Source organism: Streptomyces sp. NPDC051822 (genome assembly GCF_044452745.1).
GTDB lineage: Bacteria > Actinomycetota > Actinomycetes > Streptomycetales > Streptomycetaceae > Streptomyces.
Genome location: NZ_JBITBZ010000018.1, coordinates 25,629 through 46,264, shown reverse-complemented (window position 1 = coordinate 46,264; position 20,636 = coordinate 25,629). Strand labels below are relative to the sequence as shown.

Genomic DNA, 20,636 nt, shown 5'->3' with positions numbered 1-20,636 from the left:
CTTCGGGAGCCTCGCCGTCGGGCCATCTTCATAACGGCGTTATGAAGAGCTCGGGTGCCGAGCAGAGCGGCGCTTCGGGAGCCTCGCCGTCGGGCCATCTTCATAACGGCGTTATGAAGAGCTCGGGTGCCGAGCAGAGCGGCGCTTCGGGAGCCTCGCCGTCGGGCGACCTTCATAACGGCGTTATGAAGAACCCGGCCGTCGACCAGAGCGGCGCTTCAGGAACCTCCCTGCCCGTCCACCTTCATAACGCCGTTATGAAGTCCGGTGCCCAGGCCGTTCCCGAGCCTCGGGAGAACCCGGTCGTTGCCGGGCGGGTGGCGGGTGGTGCCCCCGAGTCGTCGTTGCAGGTGGGGCTGCGGATTCCCTGGCACGACGGTGAGGCCGTCGCCGACCTGCTGCTGCGCAGGATGGACCGGGAGCAGCAGTCGATCCTCCTTGCGCGGCTTCGTGCCGCGCACGACGCCGAGTCCTAGCCTCCGACGCGGATCAGGCTGTCTCGTAGGCAAGGATCACCAGTTGGGCGCGGTCGCGGACGCCGAGTTTCGCGATCGCGCGGGTGACGTGGGTCTTGGCGGTGAGCGGGCTGACGAAGAGCTGTGCGGCGATCTGGGCGTTGGACAGGCCGGTCGCGATCAGGCGGGTCACCTCGCGTTCCCAGGCGGTGAGCACCGCGAGCCGTTCGGCGGTGTCGCCGGGGGCCGCCGGGCGGTGCGCGAACTGCTCGATCACCCGCCGGGCCGTGACCGAGACGGCGGTGAGGGTGGTCAGGGCCGTACGGAGGCCTGGTCGTCGAGCGGCGAGTGTCCCGTGGAGCAGTACGGCGGCGGTCGGCAGGGCGGCGAAGGCGAGGAAGGCGGCGTTGCCGTGGACGAGTTCGGAGGGGGAGGGGCGGTTCCAGTGGCCGGGCGGGTCCGCCGGGAAGAGGACGGCGAGCAGGAGGCCGGCCGTCCACACGAGGAGCGCCGCCCTGCCCGTACGCCGGAACCCTGCGCCGAGCCGTATCGCTAGGACGGCGGAGGCGGTGGCGGCAGCCAGCAGTCCCACTGGGAGGAGCCAGCCCGCCGTGCCGTGTACGTACCGGCTGAGGGTCTCGCTCACCAGGTCGTACCCCGGGTTCAGCATCTCCAGTGTGGCCATCGCGAGCGCCCCGGTGGCCAGCAGGGGGAGCGGGGCCCGTAGTCCCGGTCCCGGTCCCGGTGCCGTGTTTGTCGACGTCATGGCGTCCTCCTCCGTGTTTTTGCGGTGATCCAGAACCTACGGAGGGCGGGTGAGCGGTCACGTCGACCTGATGCAGACATCCGGTCGTACACCGGATGGTGTCCTCCGGTCGGTCGGCTGCACCGTTCGGTGTACGGGCCCGGGGACCGTCGGTACAGCTGGCGGTTCCGGATATAACCCGGTTATGAAGAGCTCGTTCCACGGGCGGAGTGACGCTCCGGGAGACTCGGTACCGGTCTTCATAACGGCGTTATGAAGACCGGTACCGGTGGTGGTCGGTGGCCCGGAGTTATGAGACGGCCGGCACCGAGTCCTCGAAGGTGGTGCCCGCCGAGCGGTACGCGCCGATCCTGGCCGCCACCTGTGCCGGGGTCAGCACCTGGTCCTTGACGTGCAGGACGTAGTCCACCTTCTGGTCGTAGGCGCGCGGGGTCGTCGAGGTCTGGCCGGCCAGGTCGATCAGCCACTGGTTGAAGTTGATGGACATGGGCCGCTCGGGCAGGTACCGGGCGTCGTGGCGGCCGAACTCCTGGCCGTCGACGTAGTAGACGATCGTGTTGTCGTCGATGGTCAGGACGAGGTCGTGCCAGCCCGCGTAGCTCGCCCGGACCTCCGAGTGCTGGTTGACGGCCTCCCAGGGATCGGGCCGGTACGTCTCCCACGACGTCGTGTAGAGGATGTTGGCGGGCTCGCCCCAGCCGCCGTTGGGCAGGTACTCGAAGTCGTACTCGGCGTAGTCGTCCGCCATCGGGGCCTTGAGGTCGTTGATGGTGAAGAAGGTCTGGACGACGCGGTCGCCGTCCGGCCCGGACAGCGGCGCGTCGGAGAAGCGCACGCGCGCCGCGTACGTGCCGTTCTTGAACTTGCTCGCACGGGTGAGGATCTCGGTGTGCTTGGTCGATTCGCCCGTCCCGGCGGTCGAACTCCTGAGGTTCATGATGGAGTTCGTGCCCTCCTTGGCGAAGGTGACGTTCTCCGGGGCCCAGGTGGCACCCGGCACTCCGGGGCCGCCGGAGTTGGACCGCACGCTCCAGCCGTGGGTCGCGATGGCCGGGTCCGTGTGACCGGTGTAGTCGAAGTCGTCGAAGAGCGTGGCTCCCGTGGGCGGGGGAGTGGTCGGATCGGTCGGCGTCGGCGTGGGTTCGTTGCCCGCGGGGGCCGTCCCCCAGACCTGGACGCCGCCGACGGTCGCGGTGACCTTCGACCAGTTGGCGTACGTGGTCTGGGCCGGCCCGAAGGAGTAGTCGTCGTTCTGGTTCAGCGGCTGCCAGTTGGAGCGGTGGAAGCGCAGCTGCATGTCGCCGGTGTCCGCGCCGGGCGCGAGGGAACCGGCGCCGGCGGTGAAGCCGACCTCCAGATAGCGGTCGGCTGTCGCGGTCGGGTTGGCCGGCGTCCCGAAGGTACCGGTCAGGTTCGCGCAGCCCTTCACGGCCCAGGAGCAGGCGTAGGTGTACGAGGCTCCCGCGTCGGCCTTGAAGTAGTACCGCACCTTCACCAGGCTCAACGGCACGCTCGACGTGCCGGTGTTGACCACCTTGAACCAGGGCTCGACCTGGTCGCTGCCGGTCGCGCTCTGCCGGTACTGGACGGTGACGGCCTCACCGGCCGCGGCCGCCGGCAGCGCGGTGAGCGCGGTGGCACCGAGCCCGGTCACCGCGGCCACGGCGAGGGCGGCGCGGATCCGCAGGCCGCCCGCGGTCTTCTTCGTGGGGTCGTTCATGGTGGTGGTTCCTCTCCTCAGGTGGGGACTGATGTGGGCGAGAGACGGCGCGGCACCCCGAGGGCGTCGAGCCGGGTCCTGTGGTGGCTGAGGCGTTCCTGAAAACCGGGCCAGTCGTGGCGGCCGGTCCAGACGACCTCGGCGAGGGCGCAGAGCCGGGGGAACGTCAGGTACTCGGCGTGCGCGGCGGTGGGCACGTACTCGGTCCAGAGCTGGACCTGGGAGCCGAGCACCCGGGCCGACTCCTCGGGGCTCCAGTCCGCCGGCGCCGGATCGTTGCCGTGGACCGCGTGGAGGTCGACGACCTCCCCCGCCTGACCGGGCGGCTCTGCGGGACTGGCGGACTGGGGGTAGTCGAGGTACGTGGTGCGGTGGGGTGCCATGACGACGCGGTGTCCGCGCCGGACGGCGACCCGGCCGTGGTCGGAGTCGCGCCAGGGCATGACGGTGAAGTACGGCGGGAGGTCGGCGCCGTTCTCGGTCCAGCCGAGCGGCTGCCGGCCGGCGTCGAGGAGGTGCCGTCCGATCCGTTCCATGAACCAGCCGTGCAACGCCTCGGGGCCCGCGAGTCCCTCCTCGGCGGCCCGTCGCCGCGCCGCCGGGGAGGCGTGCCACTCGGTGGTGGGGCACTCCTCGCCGCCGATGTGGACGTACGAGGAGGGGAAGACGTCCATGACCTCGTCCAGGACCGTGCGGCAGAAGTCGAGGGCCTCGTCGTGGACGCCGAGGATGTTCTCGCAGACGCCCCACCGGTCCCAGACGTCATAGGTGCGGCCCGGGTGGTTGCCGAGCTCCGGGTAGGCGGCGAGGGCGGCCCGGACATGGCCGGGCATCTCGATCTCGGGCACGACGGTGACGCCGCGCTCCGCCGCGTACGCGACCAGTCCGGTGAGGTCGGCGCGGGTGTAGGCACCGCCGTGCGGCACCCCGCCCATCTCGGTGAGCCGGGGGAGTGCGGCGACCGGCATGCGCCAGCCCTGGTCGTCGGTGAGGTGGAGGTGGAGGACGTTGAGCTTGTGGAGGGCGAGCAGGTCGACGTACCGGCGCAGGTAGGAGACGGGGCGGAAGCGGCGGGCCACGTCGAGCATCGAGCCGCGCCAGGGGAAGCGCGGGGTGTCGGTGATCTGCACGCAGGGCACGGACCACACGACGCCGGGCGCGGGCTCGCCGCCGAAGGCGTCCACGGGCAGGAGCTGGCGCAGCGTCTGGACCCCGGCGAGGAGCCCGCCGGGGCGGGCGGCCCGCAGCAGGATGCCCTCCGTGCCGACGGTGAGGCCGTACCCCTCCTCGCCGAGACCGGTGAGCGCGCTGTCGAGGGCGAGCACGACGGAGCCGTCCGGGCGGGCGGGCAGGGGCAGGCCGGTGGCCGGCCCGAGCAGGGTGCGCAGCAGCCGGGCGGCGGCGTCGGCGCCGGGTGTGACCTTCAGCGCGGTCGTCGTGTCGAAGGTGAACAGGCCCGGCAGCCGCGAGAGATGGGTGGGTTCGGGGACGAGTCGGGGCAGGGGCATCGAGGTGCGTTATCCCTTCACGGCTCCGCCGGTCATTCCGGCGGCGACCCGGCCCTGGAGGACCAGGAAGAGGACGAGGACGGGCAGGGCGAACAGCGTGGAGGCGGCCATGGTGGCGCCCCAGTCGGTGCCGAAGACGTTCGAGAAGGACGAGAGCCAGACGGGCAGGGTGCGGTCGTCCTGGTTCTTGATGATCAACATGTTGGCGAAGGCGAACTCGTTCCAGGCGGTGATGAATCCGAAGAGCGAGGTCGCGAGCAGCCCGGGGGCGAGCAGGGGGAGCGTCACGCGGCGGAAGGCGACGGCGCGGGTGCAGCCGTCGACCTGCGCGGCCTCCTCCAGCTCGGCCGGGACGGCGGTCAGGAAGGAGCGGAGGGTGACGATGGTGAAGGGCAGCGTGATCATGAAGTAGACGAGGCTCAGGGTCACCAGCCGGTCGAGCAGGCCGGCGTCCCGGGCGATGACGTACATCGGGATCAGAAGCGCTTCCCAGGGCGCCACTTGCGCGAGGAACACCATCAGGATGAAGCCCCGTCGGCCGCGCCAGCGCATCCGGGCGACGGCGAAGGCCGCGGCGAGCGCCACGACCAGCGCGAGCAGCACGCACCCGGCGGTCACGAGCAGGCTGTTGCGCCAGAAGATCCAGAAGCCGTCCGCCGCCATGGCCTTCCCGAAGTGCTCCAGGGTGACGGACACCGGGAGGAAGCGGGGGGTCTCGGACTGGATGTCGCGGGTGGGCCGGAAGGCGGTGAGGAGCATCCAGTACACCGGGAAGACGGCCAGGACGAAGACGAGCGCCGCCGCCGTGTTCAGGGGGAGTCGGCGCAGGGCGCGCGGGGTCACCGGTCGGCCTCCTGTCGGAGCAGCTGGCGGAAGTAGGCGATCAGCACCGCCACGAGGAGGAGGACGGTGAGCGTGGACACGGCGGCGCCGAGGTCGTAGCGGTGCAGGGACTGGGCGACCCGGTAGGCGTAGACGGGCAGGGTGGTCGTCGCCTCGCCCGGGCCGCCCTTGGTGACGGCCCAGATCTGGGCGAAGCAGCGGAAGACCCAGATGACTTCGAGGCACAGGACGAGACCGAAGATCGGCCGGAGGATCGGCAGCGTGATCGAGCGGAAGATCCGCCGGCTGCCGGCGCCGTCGAGGCGGGCCGACTCGTACAGCTCGGCGGGGACGGTCAGCAGCGCCGAGTGCAGGGTGATCGCGGCGAAGGGGACCGACTGCCAGACCACGAGCAGGACGAGGACGGTGAAGGCGGCGGGGCCGTCGGCCAGCCACGAGTACCCCTCGAAGGACTCGAAGCCGAGCCGGACGAGCAGCCAGTTGACCACGCCCAGGCGGGAGGCGAAGAGCCATTGGAAGACGGTGGTCGTGGCGATGACGGGGCTCGCCCACGCGAGGACGAGGCCGCTCGTCACCAGGATCCGCATCCACCGGCCGAGCCTCAGCATCATCAGGGCGACCAGTGTGCCGATCACCATGATCAGGACGACGTTGACGACGGTCCACCAGAGGGTGCGGTGCACGACCTCCCAGAACTCGGGGTCGGAGAGGACGGTCGTGTAGTTGCGGAGGCCGACGAAGGGGGCGTCGCCGCGGATGAGTTCGCCCAGGCCGTACCGCTGGAAGGAGATCAGCAGGTTGCGGACGAGGGGGTAGCCGAGGAGGAGGACGCCGCCGAGGACGGTGGGGGCGACGAGGAGGTACGGCCAGAGGGCCTGCCGGTGGGGGAGGCGGGGGAGTCGGGCGGGTCGGGGGAGTCGGGCGGGTCGGAGGGGACTCGGGGGTGCGGGCGGCCTGGCGGGGCGGGGGCCATCGGTGGGCCGGGGGCGCTGATCCGGCAAGGGGCGCTGGTCCGGCAGGGGGCCATCGGCGGGCCGGGGGCCATCGGTGGGCCGGGGGCCATCGGTGGGCCGGGGGCGCTGGTCGGGCTCGGGGACCCTGCGTCTGCTCTTCGGTTCCGGTCGGCTCACGAGCCGAGGGTCTTCGTGATGCTCCGGGACGCGGTCGCCGCCGCCGTCGCGGGATCGGCGCCGGTCAGCACGGCGGTCATGTACTGCTTGATCGGGTTGGTGGCCTCGACGGCCGCCCATTGCGGGGAGTTGGGCGTCGCCCGGCCCCGCGTCGCCCCGGCGGCCATCGCGGCCGTGCCCGCGTCGTCCTGGATGACATGGGCGAGCGAGGTGCGGTTGGGGACGTAGCTCATCGTTCTCGCCATGTCCGTCTGCCACGTGTCGCCCGCCAGCGCCGCCACGACCTCGTACGCGGCCTCCGGGTGGGTGGAGGCCTCCGGGACGATCAGGTCGGAGCCACCGGTGAAGACCGCACCCGGCCGGCCGGCCGTCTTGCCGGGAACGGGGAAGAAGCCGAGCTTGCCCTTGAGCGCGGGGTTGAGCTCCTCGACGATCTTCGCTCCGCCCGGCACGGCGATGATCTGGGCGACGTCGCCCTTGGCGAAGACCTCGGCCTGCGGGGGTTTCGCCTCGTCGGCGTCCTTGGGTCCTTTGCCGAGTGCCTGGAGCCGGCGGTAGAAGTCCATGCCGGCGAGGGCCTGCGGGGTGTCGAGTGCGCCCTTCCACGCCGTGCCGTCCTGGACGGCGAGGTCGCCGCCCTCCTCCCAGACGAAGCCGGAGAGGACGAACCAGTTCTGGCCGGGGAGGTAGATGCCCTGGGTCTTGCCGCGGTTGAGCTTCTCGGTGACGGCGAGCCACTCGGCCTGCGTCTTCGGAGGAGCGGTGACGCCCGCTCGGGAGAAGAGGTCCTTGTGGTAGATCACGACGCGGTTGGCGGCGTACCAGGGGATGCCGTACTGCCTGCCGTCGACCTTCCCCGGCTCGGCGAGCCCCGGCAGCCAGTCCGCGCCGTTCAGCTCGCTCACCTTGTCGCTGAGATCGCGGACGCCGCCGCTCGCCGCGTACTGCGCGACCTGGGTGTTGCCGACCTCGATCACGTCCGGGGCGTCCTTGCTGGCGAGGGCGGCCGTGACCTTCTCGCCGATGCCGTCCCACTCCTGGATCTGGATGTCGAGGTCGATGTCCTCGTGCTCCGCCTCGAAGGCCGTGCGGAAGCGGGCGAGGAAGGAGTCGGTGACGCTGTCCTTCATGATCCAGACGGTGACCTTGTCGGCACCGCCGGACGCCGCGGGGTCGCCCGAGCCGCTGCAGGCGGTGGCGGCGAGGACGGCGGCCACCGCGAGGGCGGCACTACGGGGCAGGGTCTTCACAGGCACCTCGATGGAGAGTTGACCAATTGGTCAAGTGGTCAGGTGTGTGACCAGAAGGTGGCATGGACCAATCGTGCCGTCAATCCCCATGAATAGATGGGCTGTTCAGTCAGTGACAGGTCAACACCACCGACTAATATCCGGCTTACCAGTTGACCAGTGGGGAGAGCGGCATGACGGACGGCACAGCATGAAGGACGGCTCATCCAGCGGAGTGCTGAAGAGGGAACGGGTACGGGAACACCTCCTCGGCCTGATCGAAAGCGGCGGCCCCGGCGACCCCATCCCGTCCGAGCGGACCCTCTGCGCCGCGCTCGGCGTCTCGCGCCCCACCCTGCGCGCCGCCGTCGGCGAACTCGTCGCCACGGGCGCGCTGGTGCGGGAGCACGGCCGCGGCATGTTCGTCGCACCCGCCAAGATCACCCAGCGTCTCGCCCCGGACGACGCGGCCTTCGCCGTCCCCCGCGCCTCCGGCAGCTGGTCCAGCACCGTCCTGGAATCCGCCACGATCCGGGCCGGCGCCCGGATCGGCCGCAGACTCCGTCTCTCGCCAGCCGCCGAGCTGCTCTACATCGCTCGCCTCCGCCTCGTCGACGGCGCGCCCATGGCCATCGAGCACCTGCACATCCCGGTGGACCTGGTGGGCGCCGCGCTCACTCCGGAGGAGCTCGAAGCGGGCGACCTCTACGACCACCTGCGCGACCGCCACCAGGTCCACGTCCAGGAGGCCACCCAGTCGATCGAACCCACCGTCGTCAGCGAGGACGAGGCCGCGCTCCTCGACGTCCCCGTGCTCTCGCCGGCCCTCCTGATCGAACGCCTCACCCTCGACACCGCCGGCCGCCCCGTCGAGTACGTCCACTCCGTCTACCGGGGCGACCGCTACCGCATCGTCTCCCGCCTCGACCTCACGCGCGACGGCCTCGTGACCCCCGCCGCCGAGGGAGATGCATACTGACGCGCAGCCGACCAAACGACGGGGAGGGACCGGGATGGGGCCCAGCGGAGGGGACCGGCCGCGGCCGGACGCGGGAGACACCGTGCGGCCGGACGCGGGGGCCGGGCCGCTGCCGGGCGCCGCCCGGCAGGACGCCGGAGGTCGGACGGAGCTCAAGCGCGAGCGCGTCCGGGAGCACCTCCTCACCGTCATCGACGCGCGCCGCCCCGGCGACGCCATCCCGTCCGAGCGGACCCTCTGCGCCACTCTCGGCGTCTCCCGTCCCACTCTGCGCGCCGCCGTCGACGAACTGGTGGCCACGGGCCTGCTGGTGCGGGAGCACGGCCGCGGCATGTTCGTCGCGCCCGACAAGATCACCCAGGAGCTGGTCGCCGAGCACCACGCCGCCGCAGTGCCCCGCAGCCGGGGCAGCTGGACGAGCACGGTGCTCGAACTCCGTACCGTGCGTGCCGGTGCGCGGATCGGCCGCAAGCTCACGATCTCCCCAGCGGCCGAGCTGGTGCGCGTGACCCGCCTCCGGTACGTCGACGGCGACCCGATCGCCCTGGAGCACCTGCACGTCCCGGCGGACCTGGTGCCCGGCCTCACAATCGCGGACATGGAGGGCGGCTTCTACGCCCACCTGCGCGAGAAGCGCGGGATCCGGACCGCGCAGGCGGTCCAGTCCATCGAGCCGACGGTGCTGAGCGAGGAGGAGGCGGTCCTGCTGACCGTGCCGGTGCTCTCGCCCGCGCTGCTGTTCGACCGGATCACCTCCGACACGGTGGGCAGACCGGTCGAGTACGTGCGCTCCCTCTACCGGGGCGACCGCTACCGCATCGTCTCCCGGCTCGCGCTGCGCGACGGCGCGACCGACCACCCGGCGGCGGACGCGGCCCGCGCCGGAGCGTGGTGGGGGACGGTGGAGTGACGTGAGGGTGGCCCCACCACGTGAGTGACCGGGCGGCTCGGGGCACGGGCACCGCCCCAGGCTGCCGGCTCCCATCCTGCCGGCCCCGGCCTCCGGCAGGATGGTGATCATGAATCACGTGGGGGGAAGCAGGGGAAGCAGTCACACGAGGGCCGAACTGGTCGCCCTGCTGGACCGTGCGGGTCTGGAGATCGCGGGCCGGTGGGGACCGGAGAACGTCCTGACGCCCGCGGCCGCCTGGCGGCCGGTCACCTCGTACGAGACCGTGCCCACGGCGGTCGTACGCGACGACCGTCCCGACCTCGTCCCCGCGCTCAACGCTCAATGGCACCGTCTCGCGCGCGAGCACGGAATCCTCGACACCAAGGGTGAGTTCCTCATCCACGTCGCAGGCGACGACACCTGGGCCAGGGTCCGCCTTACCCCGGACTGGGACCTCGCGGGCGTCCTCGGCGACCGACCGGGGCGGCCCGAGTTCGTGACCCTCTCCCTGGACGGAGAGACCCTGCTCGGAGTGACCGGCGAGGAGTACGAGGTCTGGCTCGTCGCCGTGGGCGGACTCCGGGAGCGGCGCGAGGAGGCGGCCCGCGCGGCGGCACGGGAGACCCCCGAGGGCCGCGAGGCCGCGTGGGAGAGCCTGACAGGCGCTCGGCTGCGGCCCCCGAAGCGGCTCTGGGGGGAGTGGGTGGAGGGGCTCGGCTTCAATGCCGGCGCGAGCGACGAGGTGCTGATCCGGCTGCTCGACCTGGGTGTCGTCCACTTCCTGCACCGCACGCTGTCCGCCACCGTCCTGGACGCCGCTGTCGCCCACCCCGACCGGAGGGTCCGGGGAGCGCTCGCGGAGTACCAGCGGTCCATGGCGCCCGAGCGATGGACCGCGCTGGTCCTGGGCGAGGAGAGCGCGGCACGCCGCGCGCTCCTGGTCGAGATCGCCGCCACCCGTGGGGGCCTGACGGCCGACGGCCACGACAGGATCGCCACCGACCCGTCCCCGCTCGTACGCGCCGAAGCCGCCCGGACCCCGGGCCTTCCGGCGCACCTCCTGGCGGACCTGGCCGACGACCCGATCGCGTCCGTACGGAGAGCCGCCCGCGGAGCGAGCGACGGGGAGAACGGGCGCGACGGGGACGGCAGGGACGGCAGGGACTGGCTTGACGCCGAGCAGGAGGACGGCGGCCAGGACGACCGGGGACGAGCCGGCCGGGGGCGACACGACCACACCACGCATCAGGCCGCGTACGAGGCCCTCGCCGCGGATCGTGGAGCCGTCGCCTCCCGCCGTATCGCCCCCGAGGTCGCCGCGCTGCTCGCGGCGCACCAGGACCCGTACGTACGACGGGCCCTGGCAGCCAACCCGTACGCGGGACCCGAGGCACTCACACTGCTCGCCGCCGACGAGGACGAGGACGTCCGGCGGACCCTTGCCGCTCATCCCTGCCTCCCGGCCGACGCCCTCGCCGCGCTCATCGAGGACGAGAGCGAGCTGGTGCGCCGGGCGGCGTCCGTGCACCCCGAACTCTCGGAGGCGCAACGGTCGAAGTGCCTCACGGGTCTCGATCTGGACGGCATGCGGCGCGACGTGCGGTGGGTGCGGGACCTCCACGGCGACGCAGAGGCCATGCGACGGATCGCCGCCTCCTGCCACCCGCTGCTGCGCTCCACCGTAGCCCGCGCCCGGCGCCTCCCACCGGACGTCGTCGCCCGCCTCGCGCGGGACGAGGACAGGGTGGTGCGCCTCTTCCTCGCGGAGTCCTGCGACGACGCCCCGGCCGACATGCTCCTGGAGGTCTGGCTGTGGTGGAACGGCAGCCTCAGCTTCCCGGGGCGGCCCCGCACGCACCCTAACTTCCCCCGCACCGGCCTGCTCCCCTATGCGACGCACCCCCACCCTCGGCTGCGTCAACTGGCGCTGGACGACCCCGGCTCCACCTCCGCTCTGGTGGAGAGGTTCAGCCGGGACGAGGACGGTGAGGTCCGGCTCCGGGCCGCTGTCGACCCGCGGCTCTCGGCTGCCTCGGCGGTCCGCCTCCTCGACGACGGGAGCGACGCCGTGCGGTACACGGCGGCCCGCCATCCCGCGCTGCCCGCACGGGCGCTGGTCCGAGCGCTGCGCGACGGCGACCTCCGGCGGTGCGCCGTCATGAACCCGGCACTGCCCGAGCCCGTGATGCACTGGATGATCGACACCGCCCTGTCCGGACTGAGGGAGCTCCGAAGGTGACCCCAGCGACCGAAAAAGGCGGCCTGGGTGGATGAGACCGAAGAACAGCTACTGGGGGAGTTTCGGTCGCTTTTGGGTCGCTGAGATGAAAGTGCAGGTCAGGGGGGTCCAGTAAGGCCAAACAGCGACTGAAGCGACTGAAGGCTTCTATCTATGACGCGCACACGCGCACGCGAATGTCCTTATAAAGTCCGAGCTTGGGTCGCTTCGGTCGCTCTTGGGGGGCTGACACGGCTCTGACCTGGGATTTTGTGAAAGCGACTCAACGAAAACTCAGTCGCTGAGGCGCTGGATTCTTCGGTCGCTGGGGGGCCTGCGCCGGGATCGACCCGAGCGACCGAAGGGGAAGAGGGCGGGGGCAGCGACCGAACAGTCGCTGCCCCCGCCCTCTTCTGCAGCAGGTCTCAGGTCTCAGGTCTCAGGCCTCAGGCAGGATCATGCCTAGTTCCCGCATCGCCGCCGACTCCGGGCCGCCCTCGGAGCGCTGGGTCTTGTAGCCCTTGATGCCGGGAGCCACCGTGCGCGGGTCGACGGCCTCGGAGGGCGCGCCGGACGCGTACAGGCCCGTGGGCTGCCCGTCACGGTCGTGGGGGAGCAGCCAGAACACCCGGCGCACGAACGTGCCCGAGGCGCGTGAGGAGCGGGCCTTCGGGCCGAGGATCGCGTAGCCGACCATCCGGCCCGCCCGGTGGTAGGCCGGCTTGCCCCGGCGGGTCGGCAGCCGGTCCAGGGTCTGCCGGACGTAGTCGAGTGGCTCGATGTCCTCCAGCCACACGAGTTCCGTCTCGGAGCTGAGCTGCTCGGGCTCGATGAGCGCGCTCATACCGTCTCTCCCATTTCGGCGTTGAGTCCGATGCCCGGGTAGAACTTCCGCTGGTTCGACAGAATCATCTGCTTGGGCGTGCTGATGCCGATGGTTTCACGTACCCGGGCGGCGAAGGCCCTGGACGACACCGGGTTGGCTCCTTCCAGACGGCACCACCCGGTATAGCTGCTGTACAGCTGGCTCTGTTCCGCCCGCATGGCGGGATCCAGTGTGCAGCACTCGCCCAGGAACCGTCCGGTGTGGTCCTCGGTCTCGGCGTAGGCCGTGGTCGCGGTACGGACCTGCTGCGGGCCGGTCAGGTCGCGGGGGCCGCTCAGGTAGCGGCGGGCGCCAGCGATGAGCCAGTGGAGGATGCCGGGGCCCTCCTCCGTGACCAGGACGTCCGCGAGGTTGTCGATCTGCCGGTCCGCCGCGACGACCCGTTCGAACGGGATCAGCTTCATACGGCGCCAGAAGGCGTATCCGCCGGTGCCGACCTCGGGACGGTGGTTGCCCAGCAGCCACAGCTTGTGGGTCGGGGTGAAGCTGAAGAAGTCCTGCCGCATCCGGCGGGCCTTGATCCGGTCGCCGCCGGTGAGCAGCTTCACCCGGGCCTCGTCGAACCGGTCGCCGGGCTTCAGCTCGGAGCACACGATGATGCGGCGGCCGTGGAGCTCGGCCAGGTCCGTGGGGTGTCCCTCGAAGGGTCGGGCCATGAGGAAGCCGGGCGGGGCGGCGTCCGCGTAGTCCCCGAGGAGCTTGACCATCACGTCCAGGAGGACGCTTTTGCCGTTCTTCCCCTGCCCGTACAGGAACGGCATGATCTGCGCGCCGACGTCCCCGGTGATCGAGTACCCCAGGAGCTCGTGCAGGAAGTCGATGAGCGCCCGGCCGTCCTCGTCGTCGCCGAAGGTGTCGGTGAGGAACCGGTCCCAGCGCGGTGTCGACATCGCGCGGGCGGAGACGCTCGTCGCCCGCGAGTGGAAGTGCTTCTCCGGGTCCGGCGCCGACAGCTGCCCGGTGGCCAGGTCGACCACCCCGTTCGGCGTGCACAGGGCGTACGGGTCGGCGTCCAGGCGTGCCGCGTTGAGCACCATGCCGGGGGCGGCCTTCGCCTGGAGCAGCATCGCCTTCATGCCGGACGTGGACAGGGCCCGGCGCTGGTGGCGGCGGAGCTCCGCGGTGCTGCACCGGCCGCTCGGGTCGTTCTCCGCGAGGGACTCGGCCATCTCGCCGGCGGCCCACACCACGGTGTCGTCCTCGTCCAGGGCCCAGCGGTAGCCGGACCAGCGGTACCAGCCGATGCCCGGGACGTGCCGGAAGTCCCGTCCGTACAGGGCGACGAACAGCTTCGCGTTGCCCCGGTCGCTGAGACTGTCGGGGAGCAGGCCGTGCTCGGTCGCGTGCGGCGGCACGGTGGTGTTCGGCGCCTGGGCCGGTACGGCGGGGTGCGGGGTCGAGCGCAGGATCTGCCGGGCGATCTCCGCCGGGTCGAACAACTCCTCCTGGGGCTCGGGTACTCGGGTCACGAATGGTCTCCCGGCATGAGAGGACGCTGTTGGCCGGCGCTCATTCCGCTGCGGATGATCTGCAGGGCCCTTCGTTCTTGCGTGGGGCGGGCGTGGAGGGCGGCGGCGAGCAGCGCGGACTCGGCGGCGGAGGCGGTCAGATGACCGGCGCTCACCAGCCCGCCCGCGGTGTAGGCGGCCCGGTTGAGTTTGTCGCTGAAGGCGGCCCCCTCGGGGACGGACGCGCAGCCGGACACCGCGGCCAGGACCGTGGCGAGGGTGCGCCCCGCGACCGCCCGGCCGCCGCCCGCCGCGATGACCGCGGCGCGGGCGCGCTGCGGGACGGGGGAGCCGGTGCGCTGGGCCGGCGGTGCGGGCAGGTGCCCGGTGCGGGCGAGTTCCAGGGCCAGCCAGGACGGCAGCGGCGCGGGGCGGCGGGCGCTGCCCACCGCCGTGTACGTCCCCGCGTCGGTGGTGGTGCCGGGGGCGATGATGTAGCCGCCGTGCGCGCGGACGTCGACCTGCCAGGCCAGGGCCCGCGAGGGGCTGGACCCTGCCGAGCACTGCCACGCCTGCCCGGGCTCGGCCGCGTACCAGACGTGCATGCCGCCGGAGGGGGTCCGGACCCGCAGGGTGCTCGTGTCCTCCGCCGGGTCGGGCTGGCCGCGCAGCGCCGCGAGGAGGGCGAGGCTGTGGTACCCGTGGCGCAGCCCGTTGAGGGAGACGGACGGGGGGATGGGGATCCCCGGCAGGAGCCGCTCCCGCTGCGGGGGCAGGGCCTCGTGGGCGTCCACGTCGATGACGACGAGGCCCGCGCCGCCGCAGGCCACGCCCACGCCGAAACCGGGCTGCTGTCCCCACCACTTCTCGATGCGGGCGGGGTCGGTGGTCGCCGCGTGGAAGCCGTGGCACCAGCGGCCGGAGGGGATGCAGGGGCAGTCCTGCGCACTGTGGCTGCGGACCTGACACTGCCGACAATTCGCGCTGGGTGTCTTGCGCCGGGGTGCGAGAGGATGCACGGGCCATCCCTGGCCGGCGCACCACAGGGCGATCTCCAGGGGAGTACCGGGGTGGTCGGCGCGATCCGTGCGAGTGCCGTGGCTGTCGGGGTGGTCGGCGTGGTGAGTGCCCCGGCGATCGGCGTGGCGGTCCGCGTGGTGATCGGCGTGGGTGCCGGGCTGAGCGCGCCGTCTTGAGTCGCTGGTGGATTTCCCCAGGTCAGGGGTCATGCGGAGTTCCTCTCAGCGACCGAAGCGACTCAAAGTCAAAACATGCTTCGAGTAGGTTAGCGGAGGCCGGGACGGAATCCCGTGAGCCCCTGCGGAAACCACGGGTCGCGAAAGGCCGGATGGACCCGACGAGCGGGGGGAAGGCCGGGTCCACCCGGCGGCCCGGCCGATGCCCCGACGGGGAGGCCGGATGTGTCGGGTCAGCTCCAACTACCTCGCACGAGTGGCATGGAGGAGGCGCCGTCACCCTCCGTGCGTACAGCGAGGACCTGGTTGACGCCGATGCTGTTGCGCTCGAAGCCCAGGGCCGATGCCGCCATGTACAGGCGCCAGACCCTGGCCCTGCCCCGCGAGGTGAGACGTTCCGCCTCGGCGAAGTGCTCCTCCAGGTTCCGCACCCACGCCCGCAGCGTCAGCGCGTAGTGCTCGCGCAGCGCCTCCAGGTCACGCACCTCGAAGCCGGCCTGCTCCAGGGAGGAGACCGTCGACCCGACGGGGGAGAGCTCGCCGTCCGGGAAGACGTACCGGTCGATGAACTCGTCCACCCGGTACCCGGCTTCGTCGGCCAGCGGGCGGCGCGCGATCTGGTGGTTGAGGAGACGGCCGCCGGGCTTGACCAGCCGGTGCAGGATCTCCGCGTACTCCCGGTACCGGACCTGGCCGACGTGCTCGGCCATCCCGACCGAGGAGATCGCGTCGTACGGCCCGTCGTGGACGTCCCGGTAGTCCTGGACACGGATCTCCACCCGGTCCGTCAGACCCGCCTCCGCCGCCCGCTTCCGGGCAAGGTCGGCCTGCTCGACGGAGATGGTGATGCCGGTGGCGCGGACGCCGTAGTGCTGGGCCGCGTGCAGGACGAGCGAGCCCCAGCCGCACCCGATGTCGAGCAGGTGCTGCCCGGGGCGCAGCGCGAGCTTGCGGCAGATGAGGTCGAGCTTCGCGTACTGGGCGTCCTCGAGGCTGCCGTCGGCCCGGTCCCAGTAGGCGCACGAGTAGACCATCGAGGGCCCCAGGACGTGCGCGTAGAACTCGTTGCCCACGTCGTAGTGGTGGCTGATGGCCGCCCGGTCCCGGCGCTTGGTGTGCGCCTCGCCCCTGCGCCGGGACTCCTCGGCCGGGGGCGGCGGCGGTACGCCGGGACCCGCGAGCCGGATCAGGCCCGCCGCGATCCGCAGGGCCGTACCTTCGCGGACCATCCGGCGGCCCAGTTCGCGGCCGCCACCGTCCGGGACGACGGCGGTGAGCCGGTCCAGGGCGTCGTACAGGTCGCCCTCGACGTCTATCTCCCCGGCCACCCACGCGCGGGCCAGACCGAGTTCGCCCGGGTGCCACAGCAGACGGCGCAGGGCGCGGCGGCTGCGGACGACCAGGACGGGGGTGTCCTGCGGCCCGGTCTCGCTGCCGTCCCAGGCGCGGAGCCGGAGCGGCAGCGGGGTGCCCAACGCCTGTGCGGCGAGGGCGGCCAGTCGGTGTGCGGCGTCAGGAGCCACGGGGTTGCCTTTCTGTCTCGTCCTCTTCGGAACAGCGGTTGGTACGGGGTGAGGGGCGTGGGGCGTGGGGGGTGGGGGGTGGGGGGTGGGGTGTGGAGGGTGAGGGGGTGGGGAGTGGGGGAGTGCGGCGGCGGTCGTACGGGGTGTAAAGCGGGGGTGTCGGGCGGAGTGGGCGTCACAGTGGCGAGAGGTCCGGGCGCTTGGGGCCCATGCCGTCGCCCGCCGACTGGCCGGTCAGCCGTCGCACCAGCCACGGGAGGAAGTGCAGGCGGGCCCACTGGAGGTCCTCGACCTGGACCGCCGGCCACGGGCGGTGCTCCGGCCCCGGCAGCAAGGCGGACTTCGGTACGGAGGCGGGCTCCGGCTCCGGCGGGAGACCGAGGACCTCGGCGGCCCGCCGGGCGACGTGCTCGTGACCCTCGGAGGAGAGGTGCAGCCTGTCCTCGCTCCAGGCGCCCGGATGCTGGATCGCCCGCAGCGACCACAGGTCGACCACCACGCAGCCGTGCCGGTCGGCGATGGCCCGGATGTGGGCCGTGTAGATGGCGATCTTCCCCCGCAGCCGGCGCAGCACCGGCGTGTCGCGGGGGTCGAAGCCCGTGAAGACGAGGACCGTACCGGCCGCACCGGTCAGCTCGGTGACCGCCGCGTCGAAGCGGGCGGCGATGTCGTCGGGGGAGCTGCCGGGGTGCAGCATGTCGTTGCCGCCTGCGCACAGGCTCACCAGGTCCGGCGCGAAGTCCCGTACGCGCGACACCTGTTCCTCGACGATCTCGTCGAGGAGGCGGCCCCGGACGGCGAGGTTGGCGTAGCGGAACTCCGGCGCGGGGGAGTGCGGGGCCAGCCGGGCGGCGAGCCGGTCGGCCCAGCCGACCACGGCGCCGCCGGGGGTCTCGTCGCCGACGCCCTCCGTGAAGCTGTCGCCGAGGGCCGCGTAGGAGCTGATGCCGGGGCGTGTGTGGCGTGTGTACGGGGCGGTGCTCAGACCGGCGTACGCGCCGGGGTCGAGAGGGGGAGCGAGGACGGTGGACGGGGGCTGGTTCTCTTCCGGCACGTCGCGTCCCCCGCCTCTCGGTTCCGGCCGGCACCGTCGGAGGCACCGGAGCTGTCACGGTGAGGCGGCACGGGGCAGGGGCAGTCAGGGCATGAAAGGACCTGGCCCCGCGCCGTCTCGTGGCCAGAGCTTCACCCGGCGCCCGGCGGGGGGCCAAAGACCGCGCGGCGAGAGTGTCACATTCCGCGCGGTCGGTCTGTTTTGGTGGAGGGCCCTGAGGAGGTTTCTGTTGGTTTGCCCCGGAGGCTTCTTCTGCCGTGGAGACTTCTGTGGAAGTCTCCACGGCGGTCACGGCCGCCGCAAAGGCCTACGAGCGGCCCGTCTCTCACGGCCGCAGGACGACCTTGCCCGTCGTACGCCGCTCCAGCAGGTCGGTGTGGGCCCTGGCGGCCTCGGCGAGGGGGTACTCGGTGCCGGTCACCGGGCGCAGCCGCCCCTTGAGGGTGAGCGCGAACAGCTCCTCCAGCGGCTCGCGCAGCCCCCCGGGCCTCGCCAGGGTGGGCCGCAGCCAGAAGCCGACGACGGCCGCGTTGAGCCGGCTGAGCCGGGCCGGGTCGAGCGCGGCGAAGGCGGTACGGGAGGCGTTGCCGTACGTGACGAGCCGGCCGAAGTCGGCGAGGGAGCCGAGCGCGTGGTCGAAGAGGTCGCCGCCGGCCGCGTCCAGGATGACGTCCGCCCGCAGTGGCAGCGGATACCGCGCGACCTCGTCCGCGCCGAGCTCCAGGGCCAGCCGCTCCTTCTCCGGCGTGGACGCCTGCGCCAGGATCCGGCCCGCCCCGAACTCCCGGGCGAGCTGCACCGCCAGGCTGCCCACGCCGCCCGCGGCGGAGTGCACGACGATGCTCTCGCCCGCCTGCAGCCGGGCCGCGGAGCGCAGCAGGTGCCAGGCGGTGAGGCCCTGCATCAGCAGGGCGAGGGCACGGGGCGCGTCCAGCTCCTCGGGGACCTCGACCAGGGCGGACTCCTTCGCCACCACTTGTTCCGCGTAGCCGTGGCCGACCTTGGCGAGGACCCGGCGGCCGTCCTCGGTCCGGCCGACGACCTCGCTGCCGGGGACGTGCGGCAGCAGGCTCGGGTCGAGGTAGGAACCGTCGACCTGGAGCGTGTCGGCGAAGTTGACGCCGGCGGCCTCCACGGTGATCAGGACCTCGCCGGGCATGGGGACCGGGGCGGGCACGTCGACGGGCGTGAGGACTTCGGGACCGCCGAAACGGTCGAACCGTATAGCGAGCATGAGCAGGCACGGTACCCGCGGGCGGCGGGCGGATGCGCGCCTTCCGGTCCTGGCGCCCGGGCTGTGCGCTCCGGGTGGCGGGGTCTCCGTAGTCGGCCGCCCAGGCCTTCCGCTGCCGACCGCCCCAGCCGGTCCCGGCCGGCCGGCCCAGCCGGTTTCCCGGCCGACCGCCCCAGCCGGTCCCGGCCGGTCGCCGTGGCGCGCCCCCGCCGGTCCCGTCGCCCGGGACACTCCGGCTCCACGCGAAATTCAAGAGCGACTCGCCAAGGTGTGCTCCGACAGTGCCAGGGCGACGAGGAGCGGGGATGGTGCAGCAGCTCACCAGCGAGCGGCCGGCGACGGACACCGGGCAGGGCGACGCCGAACCCGTTCCGGCCTGGTTCGTGAACACCGTGTTCGGCAACCTGCCCCGCTCCGACCAGCGGCGTTGCGCCAAGTCGTACCTCCGGGCGCTGCTCACCTCGCCCGGCCGCAAGACCGTCCGCGCCATGGCCGGTTCCACCACGGACCTCCAGGCCCTCCAGCAGTTCGTCAACCAGAGCCCCTGGGACTGGCGGCCGGCCCGCCGGGCGCTCACCCGCCTCGCGGCGGAGTGGATGAACCCGCGGGCCACCGTCCTGGAGCTCGCCCTCGTACCCAAGTACGGCGAGCAGATCGTGGGCGTCCACCGGCGCCCCACTCCCACCGGGGGCTCCCTCAACTGTCAGGTCGCGCTCGGCATGTTCCTCACCGAACAGGACCGGAGCCTGCCCGTCGACTGGCAGCTCTACCTCAACCGCGCCTGGGGCGAGGACGAACAGCACCGGCGCCGCGCCCGGATCCCCGCCGACGTGCGCCGCCGTCCCCTGGAGGACCTGGCCCTCGACCTCCTCGACCGGGCACCGGAGCCGCGGCGGGGCCGTACGCCCCCCGTGATCCTCGACCTGCGCGGCACCGGGGACACCGCCCGCGCCGCCGCCGGCCTTATGGAGCGCGGAACCGGGTTCCTGCTGTCCCTGGGCGCCGAGGAGCAGCGGCGGGCCAACGTCCTCAAGCCGCCGGTGCGCGGACCGCTCGTCACCCTGGCCTCCCCGGCACGCCTCGACCTGCGGGGCGCCGCCGGAGCGGGACGGTTCCGGCTGCTCGCCGAGTGGTCCCCGGCGCGCGACAGGCCCCGGAAGGTGTGGCTGACGAACCTGCTGGACGGCGCGTCGAACGACCTCCTCGCGCTGCTGCGGCTCAAGGGCACGTCGGGCGCGGCGCTGAAGGCGGTCGACGAGGACTACGGAATGGGCGATTTCACGGGCCGCTCGTACCCCGGCTGGCACCACCACATGACGCTGGTCTCCGCGGCGTACGCGGTGGACACGCTGGAACTCTGCGAGCAGGACGACGGCGATTCCGGCGTTCCCGGCGAGCCCGGCTTCACCGGCCGGCTTCCCGGGGGAATGAGTAACTGACCTGGAAGTACGTACTTCCGCGCGTCTGTGCCGTGACGCATGATGAATGGGGACCCCGAACCGCATCGCCCCGGCTTCCAAGCCCCGGTCGGCCGGGGCGGTGCACGGGCCCCCGT

16 protein-coding genes and 1 pseudogene are annotated in these 20,636 nt (G+C 72.3%); 5 read left to right on the top strand and 12 right to left on the bottom strand.

Translation table 11 applies throughout. From position 1 onward, the window contains the following. A pseudogene (locus ACIA8N_RS35195) lies at positions 1-476 on the top strand (hypothetical protein); the annotation flags it as partial. A gap of 13 nt (positions 477-489) precedes the next feature. On the opposite strand, the gene ACIA8N_RS35190 reads toward ACIA8N_RS35195, so the two are convergent. The 6 genes from ACIA8N_RS35190 to ACIA8N_RS35165 all read right to left on the bottom strand — a co-directional run bounded on the left by ACIA8N_RS35190 (position 490) and on the right by ACIA8N_RS35165 (position 7,678). Continuing rightward, positions 490-1,221 carry a response regulator transcription factor gene (locus tag ACIA8N_RS35190; RefSeq protein ID WP_365782936.1) on the bottom strand — a complete coding sequence of 244 codons (732 nt, stop codon included), beginning with the start codon at positions 1,219-1,221 and terminating at the stop codon, positions 490-492. Positions 1,222-1,510: 289 nt separating this feature from the next. Next, positions 1,511-2,941: a cellulose binding domain-containing protein gene (locus ACIA8N_RS35185; protein ID WP_365782934.1), complete on the bottom strand. Its 1,431-nt coding sequence runs from the start codon at positions 2,939-2,941 to the stop codon at positions 1,511-1,513. 17 nt (positions 2,942-2,958) lie between these two features. Further along, a complete protein-coding gene (locus tag ACIA8N_RS35180; RefSeq protein WP_365782932.1) occupies positions 2,959-4,449 on the bottom strand; it encodes a beta-N-acetylhexosaminidase in 1,491 nt (496 codons plus the stop codon). A 9-nt stretch (positions 4,450-4,458) separates the two neighbouring features. Next, positions 4,459-5,292 (bottom strand): carbohydrate ABC transporter permease, encoded by an 834-nt coding sequence (locus ACIA8N_RS35175; RefSeq protein WP_365782930.1) that lies wholly within the window; start codon positions 5,290-5,292, stop codon positions 4,459-4,461. Further along, positions 5,289-6,293 carry a sugar ABC transporter permease gene (locus tag ACIA8N_RS35170; protein ID WP_365782928.1) on the bottom strand — a complete coding sequence of 335 codons (1,005 nt, stop codon included), beginning with the start codon at positions 6,291-6,293 and terminating at the stop codon, positions 5,289-5,291. The genes ACIA8N_RS35175 and ACIA8N_RS35170 overlap by 4 nt, the downstream gene beginning before the upstream one ends. A gap of 125 nt (positions 6,294-6,418) precedes the next feature. After that, complete coding sequence (locus tag ACIA8N_RS35165) at positions 6,419-7,678, bottom strand: extracellular solute-binding protein (RefSeq protein WP_365782926.1); 1,260 nt, start codon at positions 7,676-7,678, stop codon at positions 6,419-6,421. Between the two features lie 184 nt (positions 7,679-7,862). Here ACIA8N_RS35165 and ACIA8N_RS35160 point away from each other — a divergent pair, with 184 nt between their 5' ends. From ACIA8N_RS35160 to ACIA8N_RS35150, 3 genes are all read left to right on the top strand, one after another. Beyond that, entirely contained in the window at positions 7,863-8,630 is a 768-nt protein-coding gene (locus ACIA8N_RS35160) for a GntR family transcriptional regulator (RefSeq protein WP_365782924.1), read from the top strand. A gap of 34 nt (positions 8,631-8,664) precedes the next feature. Further along, entirely contained in the window at positions 8,665-9,540 is an 876-nt protein-coding gene (locus tag ACIA8N_RS35155) for a GntR family transcriptional regulator (protein ID WP_365782922.1), read from the top strand. Positions 9,541-9,649: 109 nt separating this feature from the next. Beyond that, positions 9,650-11,761 (top strand): PE-PGRS family protein, encoded by a 2,112-nt coding sequence (locus ACIA8N_RS35150; RefSeq protein WP_365782920.1) that lies wholly within the window; start codon positions 9,650-9,652, stop codon positions 11,759-11,761. Between the two features lie 418 nt (positions 11,762-12,179). Here ACIA8N_RS35150 and ACIA8N_RS35145 read toward each other — a convergent pair whose 3' ends face one another. The 6 genes from ACIA8N_RS35145 to ACIA8N_RS35120 form a co-directional block, all read right to left on the bottom strand. Then, entirely contained in the window at positions 12,180-12,584 is a 405-nt protein-coding gene (locus tag ACIA8N_RS35145; RefSeq protein WP_030556108.1) for a DUF6009 family protein, read from the bottom strand. Next, positions 12,581-14,095, bottom strand: coding sequence for a phage/plasmid primase, P4 family (locus ACIA8N_RS35140; RefSeq protein WP_365782918.1), 1,515 nt, complete (start codon positions 14,093-14,095; stop codon positions 12,581-12,583). The genes ACIA8N_RS35145 and ACIA8N_RS35140 overlap by 4 nt, the downstream gene beginning before the upstream one ends. After that, positions 14,092-15,303: a bifunctional DNA primase/polymerase gene (locus ACIA8N_RS35135; protein ID WP_365782916.1), complete on the bottom strand. Its 1,212-nt coding sequence runs from the start codon at positions 15,301-15,303 to the stop codon at positions 14,092-14,094. The genes ACIA8N_RS35140 and ACIA8N_RS35135 overlap by 4 nt, the downstream gene beginning before the upstream one ends. Before the next feature lie 200 nt (positions 15,304-15,503). Beyond that, positions 15,504-16,793 (bottom strand): cyclopropane-fatty-acyl-phospholipid synthase family protein, encoded by a 1,290-nt coding sequence (locus ACIA8N_RS35130; protein ID WP_365782914.1) that lies wholly within the window; start codon positions 16,791-16,793, stop codon positions 15,504-15,506. 175 nt (positions 16,794-16,968) lie between these two features. Continuing rightward, a complete protein-coding gene (locus ACIA8N_RS35125) occupies positions 16,969-17,778 on the bottom strand; it encodes an SGNH/GDSL hydrolase family protein (RefSeq protein WP_365783022.1) in 810 nt (269 codons plus the stop codon). A 394-nt stretch (positions 17,779-18,172) separates the two neighbouring features. Continuing rightward, the gene (locus ACIA8N_RS35120) at positions 18,173-19,081 is read right to left on the bottom strand and encodes a zinc-binding dehydrogenase (RefSeq protein ID WP_365782912.1); all 909 of its coding nucleotides are present in this window, start codon (positions 19,079-19,081) and stop codon (positions 18,173-18,175) included. 305 nt (positions 19,082-19,386) lie between these two features. On the opposite strand from ACIA8N_RS35120, the gene ACIA8N_RS35115 reads away from it, so the two are divergent. Then, positions 19,387-20,520, top strand: coding sequence for a transposase (locus tag ACIA8N_RS35115; RefSeq protein WP_365782910.1), 1,134 nt, complete (start codon positions 19,387-19,389; stop codon positions 20,518-20,520). The last annotated feature ends 116 nt before the right edge of the window (positions 20,521-20,636 follow it).